Here is a 17,347-nt window from a genome sequence, read left to right as displayed (position 1 = left end):
AGTACGCGGTGACGGTGAGCGGCGGGCGTCGACAGCCGCCCGCCGCTCACCGTCACCGCGTACTCGCCGCTGCACCAGGGTGCGTTCACGCGCGACGACAAGCCGCTGTGGGCGCCGATGCGCCACGCGTCGAACCGCGAGCGCGTACGCGTGCTGCACGACGTCGCCGCCGAGATCGGCGCGACCCCCAACCAGGTCGCGCTCGCGTGGCTGCTCGGGGGGCCGGTGCCGGTGATCCCGGTGGTCGGCATCTCGAGCGTCGCCCAGCTCGAAGAGGCGCTCGCCGCGGCAGACCTGGTGCTCGACCCCGAGGTGCGCACGCGCCTGGACGGGGCGGACCTCGTGCTGGACGCGGAACTGCGCGCGGGTCTCGAGCTGGCGTAGAGGAGGGCTGCGGCATCCCGTTCCTCAGCTGAGGCTGCGGATTGGCTGCGGCATCCGTTCCTCAGCTGAGACTGCGGATTGGCTGCGGCATCCCGTTCTTCAGCTGAGGACGTGAGCCGAGATGAGGGCGGAACCGCGCGTTTTCCCCCCTCATCTAGGCACGCTTCCTCACCTGAGGACGCGGACCTCGACTGAGGACGCGGACCTCACCTGAGGACGCGGACCTCGACTGAGGACGCGGACCTCGACTGAGGACGCGGAATGGCCGAGGCATCCGCTCCTCAACTGAGGACGTGAGCCGAGATGAGGCGCTCAACAGGCCGTTCGCTCCGCATTTCGGCACGTTTCCTCATCTGAGGACGCGCGGCACCTCACCTGCGACCGACGGATGCCGCGGCCGGCGCCCCGGCAGAAGTGGGGGCTGCAGCAGCGCAGGGCTACAGCTCGGCGCGTCAGAGCAGCTCGGGGTCCTCGGACTCGACGGGCTCGGCGTCGAGGAGGTCGGCGACCGAGTCGAGCACCTCATCGGGGCGGAACGGGTAGCGCGCGATCTCGGCCGCGTCGCTGATGCCGGTGAGCACCAGCACGGTGTGCAGGCCTGCCTCGATGCCGGCGACGACGTCGGTGTCCATGCGGTCGCCGATCATGCCGGTGTTCTCGGAGTGGGCGCCGATGCGGTTGAGCGCGGAGCGGAACATCATGGGGTTCGGCTTGCCGACGACGTACGGCTCCATGCCGGTCGCCTTCGTGATGAGGGCCGAGATGGCGCCGGTCGCAGGCAGGACGCCCTCGGTGGACGGGCCGGTCGCGTCGGGATTGGTCGCGATGAAGCGGGCGCCGGCGCCGAGGAAGCGGATCGCCTTGGTGATCGCCTCGAACGAGTAGTTGCGGGTCTCGCCGACGACGACGTAGTCGGGGTTCGTCTCGGTCATGATGAAGCCGGCCTCGTGAAGGGCTGTGGTCAGGCCCGCCTCGCCGATGACGAACGCCGTGCCGCCGGGCATCTGCGAGCGCAGGAAGTCGGCGGTCGCGAGCGCGGAGGTCCAGATCGACTCCTCCGGAACTATGAGCCCCGAGGCGCGCAGCCGCGCCGACAGATCCCGCGGCGTGAAGATGGAGTTGTTGGTCAGCACGAGGAAGGGCACGCCCTGGTCGCGCCACTGCTGCAGCAGTGCGGAGGCCCCGGGAACGGGGGTGTTCTCATGCACCAGCACGCCGTCCATGTCGGTGAGCCAGCATTCGATGTCGGACCGCGTGCGCATGCGTCCAGACTAAGTGGCGCGCGGGCGTAGGGTCGAAGCCGTGACGTGGGACCCCCGGAGCCTTCCCGACCTCTCCGGACGCGTGTACCTCGTGACCGGATCCAACGCCGGCCTCGGCTACTTCGCGTCGGAGCAGCTGGTGCGCGCGGGCGCACAGGTGCTCATGTCGGCGCGCCATCCGAACCGGCTGTCGGCCGCGCGCGCGGCGATCCGCCGACGGGTTCCGGATGCCGCGACCGATGCGACCGAGCCGCTCATCCTCGACACCAGCAACCTCGCATCGGTGCGCTCGGCGGCCGCGAGCGTGCGCGGCAAGGGAGCCCTGGACGGCGTCCTGCTGAATGCCGGCATCGTGCACCCGCCGAAGACCCGCGAGACCACGATCGATGGCAACGAGGTCGTTTTCGCGACGAACGCCCTCGGCCACTACGCGCTCGCCGGCGAGCTGCTGACCGCGCTGGCGGACGCCTCTGGCCGGATGGTGTGGCTTGGCAGCATGTCGACGTCGCTCACGCCCTACGACCCGGTCGACCCGCAGCTGGCCGACGGCTATACCGCGTGGCGCGCGTACGTCCAGTCGAAGGTCGCCACGGCCGCGCTGGGCTTCGAGGCCGACCGGCGCCTGCGCGCAGCGGGCGTTCCCGTGGCGAGTGTCGTCGCCCACCCGGGCTACTCGACCGGCGGCCGGACTCCCGGCATCGTCGGGGTCAACGAACCCTCGCGCGCCAAGCGGTTCCGCGACAACCTGCAGGCTGCCATCGCGCAGTCCAAGGAGCGCGGCGCCTGGTCGCTCGTGCGGGCGCTCACCGACCCCGAGATCGAGGGCGGGGAGTTCTGGGGACCGCGCACCGGCTCGCGCGGCGAGCCGCGCCGGCAGAAGGCCGCCAAGATCACGCGTGACCCCGTGGTGGGCGCACGCCTCTGGGACGTGGCCGAGACGGCCACCGGCGTGCACTGGCCCTTCGAGGTCGCGGCGCGCTGACCGTCACAACCCGCACGTCCCACCATCACTTGGCCCAGCCACCACGTGCGGCGGGTATCGGGACAGCAGGGGCGGATTTCGGGACACGAGGGGCGGATTTCGGGACACGAGCGACCCCGGACTCCGGATGCCGCGCAACAGCGCTGCTGGCGGGGCCGCGCGAGCGCTCAGGCCTCGGGGTCGACGCTGAGCCACACGGCGTCGGCGGCGGCGCGGGGGAGAGTCACGTCGACCTCACCGATCCGCAGGGCTACGGCGGACGTCACCGTCACCGTCGCGCCGACCGCGACGCCGGCCGACTCGACGGCCCGCAGCAGCTCCGGGTCGCGGTCGCTGACGCGGAGCACCCGACCGGTGTGACCGGCTGACGCCCCGCCGAGCACGACGAAGGGTTCACGGTGGACGTGGCCCGCGGCATCCGGGATCGCATCGCCGTGGGGGTCGAAGCGGGGCCGTCCGAGGCGCTCGTCGATGCCCTCGAGCAGCCGGTCGCTGATGGCGTGCTCCAGCACCTCGGCCTCGTCGTGCACCTCGTCCCAGGCGTAGCCGAACTCCCGCACGAGCCACGTCTCGATGAGCCGGTGCCGGCGGATGATGGCGGCCGCGCGGCGCTCGCCGTCGTCCGACAGGGCGATGGGACCGTACGGGCGGTGGGTGACGAGCCCCTGCGCGGCGAGCTTCTGCACCATCTCGGTGACGCTCGACGGCGCGAGTCCCAGTTCGGCGGCCAGCTGGGACGGCGTGATGCGGTCGTCCTGCCACTCGGTGTGGTGGTAGATCGTCTTGAGGTAGTCGTCGACGGCAGGAGAGGCCACGGCTTCAGGGTACCCGGCTCCCTCGCGCTGCTTCAGGCGCGAGGTCGAGGCTCACGCCCCCGACAGGACGAGGAAGAGCAGCACGCCGTTGAGTGCGATGAGGAACACGGATGCCGCGATGCCGGCGATCGTCGTCCACACCCGGTTGCGAAACCCGCCGAGGATCTCGCGGTTCGCGGTCAGCGCCACCAGCGGCACCAGCGCGAACGGGATGCCGAAAGACAGCACGACCTGGCTCAGCACCAGCGCCACCGTCGGGTCGAAGCCGATGGCGAGGATCACGAGCGCCGGGATGAGCGTCACGAGGCGGCGGGCCAGGAGCGGCACGCGGATGTGCAGCAGGCCATGCATGATCTCGGCGCCGGCGTAGGCGCCGACCGATGTGCTCGCCAGCCCGCTCGCCAGCAGTCCGACGGCGAACAGCGTCGCCACCAGCGGACCGAGCCCTGCGTAGAGCGCCGCGTACGCGCCCTCGAGCGAGTCGGTGCCCGGCACGCCGGCCAGGTTCGCCGCGGCGAGCAGCAGGATGCAGAGGTTCACGGTGCCGGCGATGAGCATCGCGATGGAGACGTCCCACTTCGTCGCGCGCAGCAGGCGCCGGGTCGGGATGCCGCGCAGCTCGGCCAGCGTCGCGTCGGGTGCGGACCGGTCGCTGAGCGCAGCCCCGTAGGCGGGCGGAGCCGCAGGACCCGTGGCGATGTCGGTGTCGGGTTCGGTGTCGGTGTTGGTATCGGTGTCGGGTTTGGGGCGCGCGCCGTCCGTTTGGGGCGCACGCCGTGCGCCCCAAGCAGACGCCGTGCGCCCCAAACCCGGGAGGTTGCCCGGCGTGGGCGTCTGCGCGGGCGTGGCCGGAGCCGGAGCGGAGGCGACGCGGGGCGCGAAGCGGTCGCGTGCCAGCGCGCTGTGCGCGTAGATGGCGTGCGGCATGATCGTCGCGCCGAGGATCGAGGCGGCCAGCAGCACGGAGTCGGTGCCCTCGAAGCGCGGCACGAGACCGGCCACGACGCTGGCGCCGTCGGGCGGCGCGACGAAGACGCCGAACGAGAAGCCGATCGCGATGATGGCGAGCAGCCCGATGATCACGAACTCGAACGGCCGCGGGCCGCGGCGGGACTGGATCAGTAGCAGCGCGATCGACACGGTGCCGGTGATCACGCCGCCCCACAGGAGCGGGATGCCGAACAGCAGGTTCAGTGCGACCGCGCCGCCGATCACCTCGGCGATGTCGGTCGCCATCGCGACCAGCTCGGCCTGCAGCCAGTAGGCGCGGCGACCCCACTTCGAGCGGATGCGGCCGCCGAGGGTCTCGGGCAGGCTCTTGCCCGTGACGATGCCGAGCTTGGCGGAGAGGTACTGGATGAGCCAGGCCATGACGTTGCCGAGCACGACCACCCAGACCAGCAGGTAGCCGTAGCGGGCGCCGGCCGTCATGTTGCTGGCCACGTTGCCGGGGTCGAGATACGCGACGCCGGCCACGAGCGCAGGACCGATCAGCCACGCCAGGCGGGGCAGCGAGCGGCGGCTGGTGGTGGCGGGCGGCATCCTGACAGCGTCAGCAGTTTTCGGCACACCGAAACCATAGCCGTTTTTCGGTGCACCGAAAAGACAGTTCCGTCGTTGAGCGAGGGAGCGTCAGCGACTAGACGAGACGCGGTGATCGGCTTGATTCCGGTCGTTGAGCGAGGGAGCGTCAGCGACCAGACGAAACGCCTCGGGCTTGCGAGAAGGGCCGGGGGTGTTTCGTCTCTGCGTTTCGACTCGCAAGCTCGCTCAACGGCCACGTTCCTCGCTCGCTCAACGACCGGATCAAGCCGCGGCGGGGCGGGCGCGGATAGCCTGGGCCGGTGACCCCGCCCGACGCGACCGCGCCCGACTCCGCGCCCGAGCCCGGCCCGGGATCCGGTCTGGAACCCACCGCCGAGCCGGCAGAACCGACGCTCCCGGTGGGCGTCGGCCCTTGGCCGGGCGGGCCCGACGCCTGGCCGGACGACCCGCGGTACGACCTCGAGCTGCTGGCGCACGGCGACGCGCGCAACGTCGTCGACGCCTACCGCTACTGGACGATGGACGCCATCGTCGCCGACCTCGACACACGCCGCCATGCGTTCCACGTCGCGATCGAGAACTGGCAGCACGACATGAACATCGGCTCGATCGTGCGCAGCGCCAACGCATTCCTGGCCGCCGAGGTGCACATCATCGGCAAGCGCCGGTGGAACCGCCGGGGTGCGATGGTCACCGACCGCTACCAGCACGTGCGTCACCACGAGACGGTCGAGGCGTTCGTGCAGTGGGCGGATGCCGCATCCTTGCCGGTGATCGCGATCGACAACGTCGAGGGGTCGAGGCCGCTCCCGGCCGCCGACCTGCCGGAGGCGTGCGTGCTGCTGTTCGGTCAGGAGGGCCCGGGGCTCTCGCCCGAGGCGCTGGCCGCGGCATCCGCCACCGTGCAGATCCAGCAGTACGGCTCGACACGCTCGATGAACGCGAGCGCCGCCGCGGCCGTCGTCATGTACGAGTGGTGCCGACGCTGGGCGTGACCCGCGGCACTCACGCCGCCTCGGTGCTCACGGTGGGGCGTGAGGCCGACCGTGTCCCGACCTGAACGGCGTGCACGCGTCCGCGGCGCGGGGTGACGGCGAAGCGTGCGAGGTCGGACACGACCCCGGCCGCGCGAGCCCGCGAGGGCATGAAGCGCAGGAAGAACACCAGCCGCAGCAGCCACGCGAGCGCACCGGTGAACGGCACGCCGTACAGCTCCGAGATGCCCCGGCCGTAGCCGAACGAGGCCGCGCGGCCCAGCCCTCGATACGTGAAGGCCCGGGGCGTCTTTCCGCTCAGTCGCCGTGCGATCGCGTGGCCGATGTGGTCGCCGCCCTTGATGGCCCACAGCGCGTTGGCCGGCACGGGTTCCCGGTTCCTGGGGTGCTCCACGCGTGCACCGTCGCCGGCGGCCCACACGCCGTACCTGACGGCGAGCGTGCGTCCCGTCCGCAGTCGTCCGCGCTCGTCGCGCCACGGGTCGAGCCCCGGGAGGTACACGGGACGCTGCCCGGTCGCCGCGACGACGGTCGCCGTGGTGAGGGTCGTGCCGTCGGACAGCACCGCGGTCGTCGGCGTCACCTCGGTGAGACGCACGCCCGGCATCACCCGCACGCCCAGGCGGTCGAGCTCCTTCTCTGCACGCGCCACCAGCCCCGGCTGATCGGACCACTCGCCGAGGATCCGGCTGCCCGAGTGCACGAGGGTGACCGGATGCCCGCGGTCGGCGATGGCCGCAGCAAGTTCGGCGCCCGCGATCCCGCCCCCGGCCACGACGACGGGCGATCCCGGAACCGTCCCGAGATGGTCGGCGAGTGCGGCGATCTCGTCTGGGCCCCGCAGCGTGCGGCCGTACTGCTCGAGCCCGGCGACCTCCGACGCCGGTTCCTTCGCTCCGGTGCCCACCACGAGGTGATCGTAGGTCAGCGCCTCGACCGGGTTCTCGCCGCGCCGGTATGACACCGACTGGTGGACGGTGTCGATGCTCAGGGCCCGGCCGCCGATGATGCGGGCCAGCGGCATCGCCTCCGCGAGGGGAGTGGCGACGCGGTCGGAGTCGATCATCCCGGCGACGAGCTCACCCGTGAAGCCGTGGAACCGGTGCGCGTGATCGGCCGAGATCACGACGATCTCGAGGTCGCCGCGGCGGACGTCGCGCGCACGGCGCCGCACGAGCGTCGCATAGGCGTGCAGCGTCACGTAGCCGCCGCCGAGGAGCACCACACGGGTCATGCGATCACCGCCGAGTGCGACTCGAGTGCGACGGGTCTGCCGAAGCTCGTCGGCTCGGCGGCGTGGAATCCGAGGCGAGCCAGGCCGCAGGCCCGCTCGCGGACGGCGTCGACCTGCTCGAGTGTCGGATTGCCCAGCGAGAAATGGCCGGAGTGGCCGGAGAGCGCGAGGATCGCCGTCTCGGCGAAGCAGGCGTACGAGCGGCCGTCCGGCAGGCCGATCTCGCCGCCGGTGAGGCGGAGGCTCGGGATCGAGACGATGCCGCCGTCGACGACGAGCACATCGGGCCGGGCCGACGCGAGAGCGGGCGACGTGTTGCGCGGCTGCGTGGCGTCGAGCACCACCGCACCCGATGCCAGGTGCTCCGGACCCAGGAGCGTGTCGGCGGATGCGGTGAGCAGCACGACGAGGTCGGCATCGCGGACCGCGTCGATCGTCTGGGCGACGTCGACGTCCACGTCGTCGGCGATCGCGGCGGCGAGCGCCTTGAGCCGCCCCTCCGTGCGCGCGATGAGCGTCAGCCGGGCGCCGGCGCTGTCGCGGGCGAGCAGCTTCGTGACCGCGGTGCCGACGCTGCCGGTCGCGCCGACGATGGCCACGTGCGGCCGCGTCGTCCGTGAGGAGACGTGAGGCAGCAGCATCCGGATCTGATCCTCCACGATCGCCGCCGTGAAGGCGTTCCCGTTCGTCACGGCGATGTCGGTGCGCTCGCGCAGCGTGAGGCCGCCGCCGGTGACCGTCGCGGTGAGCGCCCCGAGGCCGACGACGTCGGCGCCGAGAGCCGCGGCGCGGTCCACCGCACGACTCACGCGGCGCCGCCCCTCCTCGATGTCCGACAGCAGGTGACGGGCGCCGAACGGGACCAGCACGACGTGGCCGACGCGCTCCCCGCCGATCTGCACGCCCGCCATGGTGACCGGCGGGAGCGGCAGGCGGCGCAGGGCCGTGTCGTAGACGCGCTCGGGCACGAGCCCGAGCGGCCGCCAGGCGCGCGCGAGATCCTCGCGCAGACGTGCGCGGGGGTGGACGGTGAACGCGAATGCGCCGGTCTCGGACATGTCTGCTCCTCCTGGCGTCGCCGCGTGCGCGCCATGCGAGCAATGAGCCGTCAGCGGCGGCGCTGATACCGTCCGTCCGGAGGAAGGGTGCCGGTGTCAGGCGCCCGCGGTCAGCCAGGCGGATCCGCGCACGCGCCAGCCGAGGGTGATCAGGCGCGCGAGCATGTAGACGCCGAAGAACGACAGCGCGAGCCAGGCGAGCCCCGCCGCACCGACCGGATGCAGCACCGCCACGAGCACCAGCGCGGGGACGAACGGCACCAGGTTGAGCACCCCGACGAGGGCGAGGTACTTCGCGTCGCCGGCGCCGATGAGCACGCCGTCGAGCACGAACACCACGCCGCAGACGGGCTGGGCGACGGCGAGCACGATGAGCGCCGGCTGCACCAGCGCGGCGATGCCGGGGTCGCCGGTGAACAGCAGCCCGATGACGCCCGACAGTGCGCCGATCAGCGCTCCGGTGATCACGCCGAACCAGGCGCCCCACGCCACCGTGCGGCCGAGCACACGGCGGACGAGCCCGGTCTCCTCGGCGCCGAGTCCCTTGCCGATGAGCGCCTGAGCGGCGATCGCGAGCGCGTCGAGCGCGAACGCCGCGGTGGAGAAGATGGTGAACGCGACCTGCCAGCCCGCGAGCTCGACCGTGCCGAGACCCGTCGCGACCGCCACCGTCGCGAGCAGTGCGACCCGCAGCGACACCGTGCGCAGGAACAGCCAGCCGCCCGACCGCGCCGAGCCGCGCACCCCCTCGCGCTGCGGGCGGATGGATGCCTCGTGCCGGCGCGCGAGCCGCCCCACGACGACCGCGTACGCGGCGACCATGCCCCACTGCGCGAGGACGGTGCCGACGGCGGAGCCCGCGATGCCCCACCCGAAGCCGTAGATGAACGCCCAGTTGAGGACGGCGTTGGCGCCGAAGCCGAGCCCCGCGATCCACAGCGGCGTCACCGTGTCCTGCATGCCGCGCAGGAGCCCGGTCGCGGCGAAGACGACCAGCATGGCGGGCAGGCCCCACATCGAGATGCCCAGGTAGATCTCGGCCTGCTGGGCGACCTCGGGCGTCGCGCCGAAGAGCCCGACGAGCGCAGGCGTGGCCGCATAGCCGACGAGCGCCAGCACGGCGCCGATGCCGAGGGCGAGCCACATGCCGTCGATACCGACCGACACGGCGCGAGACGGGTCGCCCGCGCCGAAGCGGCGGGCGACGGCCGGCGTCGTCGAGTAGGCGAGGAAGACCATCAGACCGACGATGGTCTGCAGCACCGCGGAGGCGATGCCGAGCCCCGCGAGCGGCTCGACACCGAGGTGCCCGACGAGGGCGGAGTCGACGATCAGGAACAGCGGCTCGGCGATCAGGGCGCCGAGCGCCGGCACCGCGAGCCGCAGGATGTCGCGATTCAGGGTGTCGGTCGTCACCCTCCGAGCCTAGGAGGCGCCGCCGACGCCGGCCGCACGCTCCGACGCCGGCCGCACGCTCCGACGCCGGCCGCACGCTCCGACGCCGGCCACGCACTCCGACGCCGGCCCTCGGCATCCGTCATCATCACAATGCGGTCACAGCCTCAGATCGATGCCTCGCCGAGGATTCGCACACCTGGGGGCGGTTACCCTGGAACGCATGACCGATGCCCCCCGCTCCGGTCTCGCGCTCGAGGAACTCAGCGCCGAGATCCGCCCTCAGGACGACCTGTTCCGCCACGTCAACGGCTCGTGGCTCGATCGGACCGAGATCCCCGAGGACAAGGCGAGGTGGGGCTCGTTCCACCTCATCGCGGAGCAGGCCGAGAAGGACGTGCACGCGATCGTCGAGGAGTCGCAGCAGGCCGAGCCCGGCACCGAGGCGCGCAAGATCGGCGACCTCTACACGAGCTTCATGGACACCGAGCGCATCGAGGCGCAGGGTGCGGCACCCCTCGCCGACGTGCTGGCGCGTGTCGACGCGGTCGCCGACATCCCCGGCTTCCTCCGCACGATCGGCGAGTTCGAGCGCGAAGGCATCGCGGCGCTCATCCATCTCTACATCGAGCCCGACCCGGGCAACCCCGAGCGCTACGTGCCGTTCTTCATCCAGGGCGGCCTCTCGCTGCCGGACGAGAGCTACTACCGCCTCGACAACTTCCAGGAGACCCGCATCGCCTTCCGCGCGCACGTGCAGCGGATCCTGGAGCTCGCCGGCGTGGCCGAGGCCGAGGCATCCGCCGATCGCATCGTCGCGATCGAGACCGAGATCGCCACGCACCACTGGGACAACGTCGCGAGCCGCGACGCGGTCAAGACCTACAACCTCAAGACGTGGGACGAGGTGCAGGCGCTCGTCGGCGTCGACCTGACGCCGTGGCGCGAGGGCGCGGCCGCCGACCACGCCGATGCGTTCGCCGAGATCAACGTGTATCAGCCGAGCTTCTTCGAGGGCCTCGGCGCCCTGCTCGTCGAGGAACGCCTCGACGACTGGAAGGCATGGCTGCGGTTCACCGTCGTGCACTCGGCGGCGCCGTTCCTGTCGGACGAGTTCGTCGCCGAGAACTTCGGCTTCTACGGCACGCAGCTCACCGGCGTGCCGGTCAACCGCGAGCGGTGGAAGCGCGGCGTCAGCCTCACCGAGGCCGCGATGGGCGAGGCGATCGGCCGTGTCTACGTCGAGCGCCACTTCCCGCCGGCCTCGAAGGTCGCGATGGACGAGCTGGTGGCCAACCTCATCGAGGCCTACCGCCAGTCGATCTCCGAGCTCGAGTGGATGACGCCCGAGACCCGCGAGCGCGCGCTCGCCAAGCTCGACGCCTTCACCCCGAAGATCGGGTACCCCGTGAAGTGGAAGGACTACTCGGCGCTCGAGATCGACGCCGAGGACCTCGTCGGCAACGTCCGCCGCGCCCACGTATGGGAGCACGACCGCCAGCTCGCCAAGGTCGGCCAGCCGATCGACCGCGACGAGTGGTTCATGACGCCGCAGACCGTCAACGCGTACTACAACCCGCTGATGAACGAGATCGTGTTCCCGGCGGCGATCCTCCAGTACCCCTTCTTCGACGCCGAGCGCGACGCCGCGGCCAACTACGGCGGCATCGGCGCGGTCATCGGCCACGAGATCGGCCACGGCTTCGACGACCAGGGCAGCCGCTTCGACGGCGACGGGTCGCTGCGGGACTGGTGGACCGATGACGACCGCGCGGCGTTCGAGGAGCGCACCAAGAACCTCATCGCCCAGTTCGACGCCCTCGTGCCGCAGGGCCTCGCGCCCGAGAACACCGTCAACGGCGCGCTCACGATCGGCGAGAACATCGGAGACCTCGGCGGTCTCGGCATCGCGATCAGGGCCTACGCCCTGTCGCTGGGCGATGCCGACGCGCCGGAGCTGGACGGTTTCACCGGCATCCAGCGACTGCTGCTCAGCTGGGGACAGATCTGGCAGCAGAAGGGGCGGGATGCCGAGACCATCCGCCTGCTGACGATCGACCCGCACTCGCCCAACGAGTTCCGGTGCAATCAGATCGTCCGCAACGTCGACGCGTTCTACGATGCATTCGGAGTGACGCCGTCGGATGGCCTCTGGCTCGACCAGGACCAGCGCGTCACCATCTGGTGATGGCCGGGCCGCGTGCGGCCCGTTCGCCCCGCAACAACATCAACGGGAGGGAAACTCCGTGGGCATCGAGCCCAGAAGGGACGCCGAGTCGCTGCGGGGGGCGCGACGGAGCACCGGCCGGCGGCTGCCGAAGAGGGCGGCTGCCGGACGTCGTTCGTTCACGTCGACGCTGAAGGCGCTCGACGATCTCGCCGCATCGGGCGCCAAGATCTCGGTGCGGATCACCGATCTCGACCGCGGCACATCCGTGCTCTCGGGCGATGACTTCGTCACCCTGCCGGTGGCGGGGCTCGGCGTGGTGCCGCTGCTCATCGAGGTGGCCGCGGCGTTCGAGTCCGGGCGGCTCGAGCCGCTCGAGATCATCGACCGCGCGCAGCTCGAGCCGGTCGGCGTCGGGGGAGTGTGGCAGCACCTGAAGGCCCCCGCTCTGCCGCTGTCCGACCTCGCGGTGCTCACTGCGTCGACCGGTGACGCCATGGCCGCCAACGCGCTGCTGCGGCGGGTCGGCCTGCCGGCGGTGCGCGCCCGCATCGAAGACCTGGGGCTGTCGCGCTCCGCGCTCCTCGACCGCTTCCGCGACGAGCGCGGCCCCGACGACGCCCCGCACTTCGCACTGGGCTCGGCCCGCGAGCTCGCCGAGGTCTTCGCGGCCCTCGTCAATTCGCAGGTCGTCTCGCCGAGCGTGAGCGCGCAAGTGGCCGAGTGGCTGAGCCTCAACCACGACCTCTCCCTCGTGGCATCGGCGACCGGCCTCGACCCGTTCTCGCACGAGAACGACGAGCACGGTCTCCTCTTCATCAACAAGACCGGCCGGGATGCCGGCGTCCGCGTCGAAGCGGGGGTGCTGGCCGGCCCCCGCGCCGGCGTGTCGTACGCGCTGATCGTGTGCTTCGACGACCTGTCGATCTCGCATCGCCTGCGGGCGCACGAGGCGTTCCGCGTGCTCGGCACCGATCTCATGGAGTACGTGTTCTGACGCGGGCGTCCTCTGACGACCGGCGTCGCGCCGGGGCGCGGCGTCGCACCGTGAGACCACAGTGGCGGGACGAGACCGCGGGGTTCTCCCACGGTCTCGTCCGTCCGCTGGGGTCTCGCGGCCGGACGTCATCGGGAGCGGCCTGGCCGCGGGCGTCCTTCCGTGACGCGGGGTTTCCCTACGTCCGGAGGCATCCCGTACCATCGCAAGGGTGTCAACACCGCCGTTCCGCGCCGACATCGTCGGCAGCTTCCTCCGTCCCGCCGAACTCGCGGAGGCCCGCCGCCGCTTCGCCTCCGGTCAGATCGACGCCGACGCGCTGCGCATCGCGGAGGAGACCGCGATCGCCGAGCTCGTCGTGCGCGAGGCCGACGCCGGCCTGAAACTCGCGACCGACGGCGAGTTCCGCCGCTCGTGGTGGCACTTCGACTTCTTCGGCCTGCTCGACGGCGTCGAGATCGTCGAGCTCGATCACGGCATCCAGTTCCAGGGTGTGCAGACGAAGCCGCGGGGCATCGAGGTCACCGGCAAGATCGGGTTCAGCGACACCCACCCGTTCCTCGACCACTTCCGCTCGCTCAAGAGCCTGCTCGAGCGCACCACCGGCGCGGTGCCGAAGTTCAGCATCCCGGCGCCGACCGTGCTCGACTTCCGCCTCGAGCCGGGGCATCTCGCCGGTTCGGGTTACGACGGCCGCGACGACATCGTCGACGACCTCGTCCAGGCCTACCGCGACGCCGTCGCCGCGTTCTACGACGCGGGCGCGCGCTACCTCCAGTTCGACGACACCGCCTGGGCGTACCTGTGCTCCGACGTCGAGCTCGAGAAGGCCCGCGAGCGCGGCATCCACACCGACGGCATCGCCGAGCGGTACGCCGGCATCCTCAACCGCATCCTCGACGGCAAGCCCGACGACCTCGTCGTCACGACGCACGTCTGCCGCGGCAACTTCCGCTCCACCTGGATCTCGTCGGGCGGGTACGAGCCGGTCGCCGAGCAGCTGCTGGGCAACACCGCGTACGACGGCTACTTCCTCGAGTACGACAGCGAGCGCGCGGGCGGCTTCGAGCCGCTGCGCTTCCTGCCCGAGGGCGACAAGACGGTCGTACTCGGCCTCATCACGTCCAAGAGCGGCGAGCTGGAGGACGTGGATGCCGTCAAGAAGCGCATCGACGAGGCATCCGCGTTCGCCCCGCTCGAGCAGCTGGCGCTGAGCCCGCAGTGCGGCTTCGCCTCGACCGAGGAGGGCAACGTCCTCACCGAGGACGAGCAGTGGGCCAAGGTGCGCGAGGTCGTCGACATCGCCGCCGACGTCTGGCGCTGACCGCGCTTCGTCTCGGTCGCCGGCGCTTCCGTACGTGGCCGACCGGGATGTTCCGGTCGTTGAGCGAGCGAGGAACGAGCGAGACGAAACGCGCCGCACCTGGCGCAGACGAGCGGCTCGGGGCGTTTCGTCTCGGTCGCTGGCGCTCCCTCGCTCACGACCGGGGCTTTCGGTCGCTGGCGCTCCCTCGCTCAACGACCGGGGCTTTCGGTCGCTGGCGCTCCCTCGCTCAACGACCGGGATGTTCCGGTCATTGAGCGAGACGAAGCGTCAGACCAGCGGGGTGCCGTGGGTGTGGAAGGTCTCGATCGTCTTCATGCCCCAGGCCTGGCCCTTCTTGCGCTCGGCCTCGGACCACTCGACGACGGGCTGATCGGGGTCCAGCAGCAGGCGGGCGCCGGCCTGGGCGAACTCGATGCGGTTGCCGCCGGGCTCCCAGACGTAGAGGAAGAACGTCTGGTTGATGGCGTGCTTGTGCGGGCCCGACTCGATGTGGATGCCGTTCTCGAGGAAGATGTCGGCGGCCTTCAGGATGTCTTCACGGGTGTCGGGGGCGAAAGCGATGTGGTGCAGGCGGTTGCCGTGCTTGGTCCAGTCGTCGGAGTACACGACGTCGTACGACTTCAGCGAGAAGTGGAACCACCACGCCGCGAACCTCCCGTTGTCGAGCCGGATGCGCTCCGACTCGCGCATGCCGAGCGCGTCGCGCAGGAACTCCCCGTTCGCCTCGACGTCCTTCGCGAGGTAGTTGATGTGGTCCAGGCGGCGGGCGTTCACGCCCCGGCCGGGGAAGCGTGAGGCCTGGTTCTTGAGCGCCGGCCTGTCGTCGGTGGCGACGTAGCGCTCGGCCTCGTAGAAGATCGCCATCGCGTGCCCGTCGGGGTCGGTGAACCCGTACGTCGGCCCGCAGCCCACGTCGCCCTCGGTCCATCCGGTGCCGTGCCCGGTCGCCTCGATGGCGGCGACGCGACGCTCCAGCGCCTGCGGCGACGACGCGCGGAACGACGTGCGGCCGACGCCGGCGGCATCCGACGCGGTGAGCTTGATCGTGTACAGCTGGTACTCGTCCCAGGTGCGCAGGTAGATCGAGTCGCCGTCCTCGGCGACGACGCGCATCGCGAGGAGCTCCTCGAAGAACCACCGGCTCTCCGCCGGCTTCGGGGTCAGCAGTTCGACGTGGGCGAGGTGGGCGACGTCGAACGAGGTGTCGGCGGTCATGGGGCGTCCTCTCTGACGTGTTCGGGTGTCTCGGGTGCGATCAGCGGCGCGGCCGGGGGAAGACCATGCCGTCGAAGAGCTTTCGGGCGGTGCGGAGCGAGAACGACGTGGCCCGCCACGTGCCGTCGGGGTCGCGCGTGACCTCGACGCGCGACGGGAAGGTGCCGCTGGGGTGCTCGACGGGGGTCTCCTCCCCGGTGAGCGGGCCGGCGATGTCGTGCCCGACGGCACCGGGGATCCTGAGCGCTGCGGCGACGGATGCCGCCATCAGCACGCCGATCGCCGTGTGCACGCGGGCGGGGATGAAGGCGCGGGTCGAGATCGCGCCGCCGTCGCGGGGCGGCGAGAGCAGGATCATCTTCGGCACCGTCTGCCCGGCGACGTCGCCGAGCCCCATCAGCGGACCGGCGCCGAGCCGCACGCGCTCGATGCGGCCCGCGAGCGCATCGTCGGCCTCCAGCGCCGCGGGCGGCTCGGAGCCGTCCACGCCGAACTCCTCGCCGCGCAGCAGCACCACCGGCATCCCGTTGTCGACGAGGGTGACCGTGTGGCCGTCGATGTCGTCGGAGGCGCGGCCGGTCGGAAGGAGCGGCTTATCGGCCCCGCCGCCGACCTCCAGCTCGATCGCGGATGCCGTGCCGGGGACGCCGTCGATGACCGCATCGCCGTCGTACTCGGGGCGCCCGTCGATGGTCGCGAACCCGGCGGTGGCGATGTCGCCGGTGTTCAGCAGCCGGATGCGGACCGTCGTGCGCTCCTCGGTCGCGGGGACGAGGCCGCGCTCGACCGCGAACGGTCCGATGCCGGCGAGCAGGTTGCCGCAGGTCTGTGCATCGCCCACGGTCGCGGCGTCGACGCCGATCTGCAGGAACAGGTAGTCGACGTCGATGCCCTCCACCGCGGAGCGCGACACGATCGCGACCTTGCTGGTGAGCGGGTGCGCGCCCCCGATGCCGTCGATCTGGCGCGGGTCGGGCGACCCCATGATCCGCAGGAGCAGGTCGTCGCGCGCTGCGGGGTCGCTCGGCAGGTCCGAGGCGAGGAAGTACGCCCCCTTCGAGGTGCCGCCGCGCATGAGCATGCAGCGGATGCCGTCGCGCACCGCCGCCGCGACCGACGGCGCACTCGCGACCGACTGCCCCGTCGCACCCGATGGCCCCGTCGCAGCCGATCGCCCCGTCGCGACCGACTGCCCCGTCGCAGCCGATCGCTCCGTCGCAGCCGACCGCCCCGTCGCGACCGGCGGCTCAGCCGCGTCCACGGTCCTGCGCCTCCCAGTCCGCCTGCGTGAGGTACTCGACGCCGAGGTCGGCCAGGAGCGGCCGAAGTCCCTTGCGGTCGAGGCTCAGCTGGCCGCCGCGGTACGCCTCACGGTCGGCCTCCTCCTTCGCGAGGCGCGCGTCCGCCGCGTCGAGCGCCGCGTCCGCGCCGCGCCGCGGGACCCGCAGCACGCCGTCGTCGTCGGCGACGACGACGTCGCCGGGGACGACCGTGACCGCCCCGAGGGTGATCGGCACGTTGACCGAGCCGGGCGTGGCTTTGACGGTGCCCTGCGCGAAGACGGCCGCCGACCACACCGGGAACCCCATCGCCCGCAGCTCCGCGACGTCGCGCACACCGGTCGTCGTGACGAGCCCGCGTACACCTCGGGCGTGCAGGGCGGTGGCGAACAGCTCGCCGAACGCCCCGTCGATCGACGGCGACGTCGTCGTCACCACCAGTACATCGCCGGCGCGGCACTGCTCGACGGCCGCGTGGATCATGAGGTTGTCGCCGGGGTGACACAGCACGGTGACGGCCGTGCCGGCGATCCGGACCCCCTCCTGGATGGGACGGATGCCGGCACCCACGAGCCCGGTCCGGCCCATGGCCTCGTGCACGGTCGCGACGCCGTGCACGCCGAGCGCGTCGGCGGTCGCGGCATCCGCACGGGCGATGTCGGTGACGACCACCGGACCGCTCATGACAAGG

At 71.6% G+C, this 17,347-nt stretch carries 14 protein-coding genes and 1 pseudogene; 6 read left to right on the top strand and 9 right to left on the bottom strand.

The window, feature by feature from the left end; all coding sequences use genetic code 11:
• Positions 1 to 63: 63 nt before the first annotated feature.
• A pseudogene (locus ACI3KX_RS15225) lies at positions 64 to 384 on the top strand (aldo/keto reductase); the annotation flags it as partial.
• A 452-nt stretch (positions 385 to 836) separates the two neighbouring features.
• Here the strand turns inward: ACI3KX_RS15225 and ACI3KX_RS15220 are convergent.
• Complete coding sequence (locus tag ACI3KX_RS15220) at positions 837 to 1,646, bottom strand: HAD-IIA family hydrolase (protein ID WP_363355527.1); 810 nt, start codon at positions 1,644 to 1,646, stop codon at positions 837 to 839.
• 40 nt (positions 1,647 to 1,686) lie between these two features.
• Here ACI3KX_RS15220 and ACI3KX_RS15215 point away from each other — a divergent pair, with 40 nt between their 5' ends.
• The gene (locus ACI3KX_RS15215) at positions 1,687 to 2,628 is read left to right on the top strand and encodes an SDR family NAD(P)-dependent oxidoreductase (RefSeq protein ID WP_404910266.1); all 942 of its coding nucleotides are present in this window, start codon (positions 1,687 to 1,689) and stop codon (positions 2,626 to 2,628) included.
• Positions 2,629 to 2,795: 167 nt separating this feature from the next.
• Here the strand turns inward: ACI3KX_RS15215 and ACI3KX_RS15210 are convergent, their stop codons facing one another.
• Together ACI3KX_RS15210 and ACI3KX_RS15205 are read right to left on the bottom strand one after the other, a co-directional pair.
• On the bottom strand, positions 2,796 to 3,443 hold the full coding sequence (locus tag ACI3KX_RS15210; RefSeq protein ID WP_404910265.1) for a metal-dependent transcriptional regulator: 648 nt from the start codon (positions 3,441 to 3,443) through the stop codon (positions 2,796 to 2,798).
• A 51-nt stretch (positions 3,444 to 3,494) separates the two neighbouring features.
• Complete coding sequence (locus ACI3KX_RS15205) at positions 3,495 to 4,985, bottom strand: Nramp family divalent metal transporter (protein WP_363355521.1); 1,491 nt, start codon at positions 4,983 to 4,985, stop codon at positions 3,495 to 3,497.
• Positions 4,986 to 5,347: 362 nt separating this feature from the next.
• Between ACI3KX_RS15205 and ACI3KX_RS15200 the strand changes: the two genes are divergently transcribed.
• On the top strand, positions 5,348 to 5,983 hold the full coding sequence (locus tag ACI3KX_RS15200; protein ID WP_404910267.1) for a TrmH family RNA methyltransferase: 636 nt from the start codon (positions 5,348 to 5,350) through the stop codon (positions 5,981 to 5,983).
• 10 nt (positions 5,984 to 5,993) lie between these two features.
• On the opposite strand, the gene ACI3KX_RS15195 is transcribed toward ACI3KX_RS15200, so the two are convergent.
• The 3 genes from ACI3KX_RS15195 to ACI3KX_RS15185 all read right to left on the bottom strand — a co-directional run bounded on the left by ACI3KX_RS15195 (position 5,994) and on the right by ACI3KX_RS15185 (position 9,691).
• Positions 5,994 to 7,217, bottom strand: a complete 1,224-nt coding sequence (locus tag ACI3KX_RS15195; RefSeq protein ID WP_404910264.1) for an NAD(P)/FAD-dependent oxidoreductase — start codon at positions 7,215 to 7,217, stop codon at positions 5,994 to 5,996.
• Positions 7,214 to 8,275, bottom strand: a complete 1,062-nt coding sequence (locus tag ACI3KX_RS15190) for a semialdehyde dehydrogenase (protein ID WP_404910263.1) — start codon at positions 8,273 to 8,275, stop codon at positions 7,214 to 7,216. The genes ACI3KX_RS15195 and ACI3KX_RS15190 overlap by 4 nt, the downstream gene beginning before the upstream one ends.
• Positions 8,276 to 8,371: 96 nt before the next feature.
• Positions 8,372 to 9,691 (bottom strand): MATE family efflux transporter, encoded by a 1,320-nt coding sequence (locus ACI3KX_RS15185; RefSeq protein ID WP_363355513.1) that lies wholly within the window; start codon positions 9,689 to 9,691, stop codon positions 8,372 to 8,374.
• Positions 9,692 to 9,893: 202 nt separating this feature from the next.
• Between ACI3KX_RS15185 and ACI3KX_RS15180 the strand changes: the two genes are divergently transcribed.
• The 3 genes from ACI3KX_RS15180 (at position 9,894) to ACI3KX_RS15170 (ending at position 14,158) form a co-directional block, all read left to right on the top strand.
• Complete coding sequence (locus ACI3KX_RS15180) at positions 9,894 to 11,858, top strand: M13-type metalloendopeptidase (protein ID WP_363355511.1); 1,965 nt, start codon at positions 9,894 to 9,896, stop codon at positions 11,856 to 11,858.
• A gap of 64 nt (positions 11,859 to 11,922) precedes the next feature.
• Complete coding sequence (locus tag ACI3KX_RS15175; RefSeq protein ID WP_331906246.1) at positions 11,923 to 12,834, top strand: serine hydrolase; 912 nt, start codon at positions 11,923 to 11,925, stop codon at positions 12,832 to 12,834.
• A 211-nt stretch (positions 12,835 to 13,045) separates the two neighbouring features.
• Entirely contained in the window at positions 13,046 to 14,158 is a 1,113-nt protein-coding gene (locus tag ACI3KX_RS15170) for a 5-methyltetrahydropteroyltriglutamate--homocysteine S-methyltransferase (protein WP_404910262.1), read from the top strand.
• 270 nt (positions 14,159 to 14,428) lie between these two features.
• Here ACI3KX_RS15170 and ACI3KX_RS15165 read toward each other — a convergent pair whose 3' ends face one another.
• Genes ACI3KX_RS15165 through ACI3KX_RS15155 form a run of 3 tightly spaced genes read right to left on the bottom strand, consistent with a single transcriptional unit; the run spans position 14,429 to position 17,340 of the window.
• Complete coding sequence (locus ACI3KX_RS15165; RefSeq protein ID WP_363355507.1) at positions 14,429 to 15,376, bottom strand: VOC family protein; 948 nt, start codon at positions 15,374 to 15,376, stop codon at positions 14,429 to 14,431.
• Positions 15,377 to 15,416: 40 nt separating this feature from the next.
• The gene (locus ACI3KX_RS15160; RefSeq protein WP_404910261.1) at positions 15,417 to 16,637 is read right to left on the bottom strand and encodes a 4-oxalomesaconate tautomerase; all 1,221 of its coding nucleotides are present in this window, start codon (positions 16,635 to 16,637) and stop codon (positions 15,417 to 15,419) included.
• Positions 16,624 to 17,340, bottom strand: a complete 717-nt coding sequence (locus ACI3KX_RS15155; RefSeq protein WP_404910260.1) for a 4-carboxy-4-hydroxy-2-oxoadipate aldolase/oxaloacetate decarboxylase — start codon at positions 17,338 to 17,340, stop codon at positions 16,624 to 16,626. Before ACI3KX_RS15155 ends, ACI3KX_RS15160 begins: the two co-directional genes overlap by 14 nt.
• Positions 17,341 to 17,347 lie beyond the last annotated feature (7 nt).

Source organism: Microbacterium sp. ZW CA_36, assembly GCF_044987475.1.
Lineage (GTDB): Bacteria > Actinomycetota > Actinomycetes > Actinomycetales > Microbacteriaceae > Microbacterium.
Note: the sequence above shows the minus strand (reverse complement) of the source record. Positions and strands in the feature narration are given on the sequence as shown.

What these genes read in the sequence shown, in the direction of transcription:
- ACI3KX_RS15220 (WP_363355527.1), bottom strand. Translation starts at nt 1,646, where the DNA reads ATGCGCACGCGGTCCGACATCGAATGCTGGCTCACCGACATGGACGGC.
- ACI3KX_RS15205 (WP_363355521.1), bottom strand. Translation starts at nt 4,985, where the DNA reads ATGCCGCCCGCCACCACCAGCCGCCGCTCGCTGCCCCGCCTGGCGTGG.
- ACI3KX_RS15195 (WP_404910264.1), bottom strand. Translation starts at nt 7,217, where the DNA reads ATGACCCGTGTGGTGCTCCTCGGCGGCGGCTACGTGACGCTGCACGCC.
- ACI3KX_RS15155 (WP_404910260.1), bottom strand. Translation starts at nt 17,340, where the DNA reads ATGAGCGGTCCGGTGGTCGTCACCGACATCGCCCGTGCGGATGCCGCG.
- ACI3KX_RS15180 (WP_363355511.1), top strand. Translation starts at nt 9,894, where the DNA reads ATGACCGATGCCCCCCGCTCCGGTCTCGCGCTCGAGGAACTCAGCGCC.
- ACI3KX_RS15190 (WP_404910263.1), bottom strand. Translation starts at nt 8,275, where the DNA reads ATGTCCGAGACCGGCGCATTCGCGTTCACCGTCCACCCCCGCGCACGT.
- ACI3KX_RS15165 (WP_363355507.1), bottom strand. Translation starts at nt 15,376, where the DNA reads ATGACCGCCGACACCTCGTTCGACGTCGCCCACCTCGCCCACGTCGAA.